The following is a 1,150-nucleotide window of genomic DNA, read 5'->3' as shown; positions in this document are numbered from 1 at the left end:
GTATATCCTGAAACATTTAAGGATATGGTGAAAGTTCTGGCCGCCGAAAAAGTTCTGCAAAAAAAATCGGGAAGACCAAGTAAATTAAGTTTAGAAGACCAAATCTTGATGACCTTAGAGTATTTGCGGGAATATAGGACTTATTTCCATCTCGCAATTAACTGGGAGATTAATGAGACAACAGCCCTACGAATCACTAGAAGGGTAGAAGGTATTCTCATGAAATCAGGATTATTTAATCTGCCAGGTAAAAAGACAGTTCAACAAGCCAATAGTGACCTAGAGGTAGTGGTAGTAGATGTAGCAGAGCATGAGATAGAAAGACCTCAAAAGAAGCAGAAAGATTACTATAGCGGGAAACAGGGCTATCATACAATAAAATCTCAAGTTCTTGCGGCTCAAAAAACAGGAATGATAATCTGTACCGCTCATGGAAAGGGAAGAATACATGACTTTAACCTTTGGAAAAATAGTCAAATTGGGATAGATAAAAGTATTGAATGTTTAGCAGATAAGGGCTATCAAGGAATCCAAAAACAGCATGAAAATAGTAGGATTCCTTACAAAAAGAAGAAAAATCAAGAATTAAGTTCAGAAGAGAAAGAATTTAATCGCCAGTTATCAAGAGAAAGAATTATTATCGAACATATTCACAGAAGTCTGAAGATATTTAGAATTTTATCATCAAGATATAGGAATCGGAGACGGCGTTTTGGTCTGAGATTTAATTTAATCGCTGGCATTTACAACTATGAACTTGCTTTAGGCTATCATCAAGTAGCTGAATAAGACTTTTGCAGGAGGTCTACTCTGTTCTGGTCATCAGGTTGCGACCCGGACTGACACCGCAAGCCCTGCGGCCAAAATATTTTTACTAGCGTTAATATCTCGGTCATGGTGTGTCCCACATGGACAGTCGGCTCTTCTCTACTTTGTGTGATAAGCACTGATTATCATTCGTAGGAGTCTTGCTAGGCAAGGCTTTGAAGACTATATTTCTATAAAATTAGGCTCTTCGTTACCCTTTATGCTAAATCAACAGACAAGATGCCAAGACAACATACTTCTAACCCAAAAATTCCGAAAGTTTCTAAAGCCATAGCTTCTCCGTTTTATTAGTTTAAGTTTATTGTTGATTCCCTCGACCATC

At 37.6% G+C, this 1,150-nt stretch carries 2 protein-coding genes and 1 pseudogene; 1 reads left to right on the top strand and 2 read right to left on the bottom strand.

The features are described from left to right. Positions 1-789, top strand: a 789-nt coding sequence (locus O9332_RS23975; RefSeq protein WP_288027678.1) for an IS5 family transposase, incomplete at its 5' end; no start/stop codon positions are given. A 33-nt stretch (positions 790-822) separates the two neighbouring features. On the opposite strand, the pseudogene O9332_RS23970 reads toward O9332_RS23975, so the two are convergent. Together O9332_RS23970 and O9332_RS23965 are read right to left on the bottom strand one after the other, a co-directional pair. Continuing rightward, a pseudogene (locus tag O9332_RS23970) lies at positions 823-927 on the bottom strand (zinc ribbon domain-containing protein); the annotation flags it as partial. A gap of 108 nt (positions 928-1,035) precedes the next feature. Beyond that, positions 1,036-1,150, bottom strand: a 115-nt coding sequence (locus O9332_RS23965) for a transposase (RefSeq protein ID WP_288023342.1), incomplete at its 5' end; no start/stop codon positions are given.

Origin of the sequence: Microcystis sp. LE19-10.1B (assembly GCF_027530565.1) — a bacterium.
GTDB lineage: Bacteria > Cyanobacteriota > Cyanobacteriia > Cyanobacteriales > Microcystaceae > Microcystis > Microcystis aeruginosa.
Note: the sequence above shows the minus strand (reverse complement) of the source record. Positions and strands in the feature narration are given on the sequence as shown.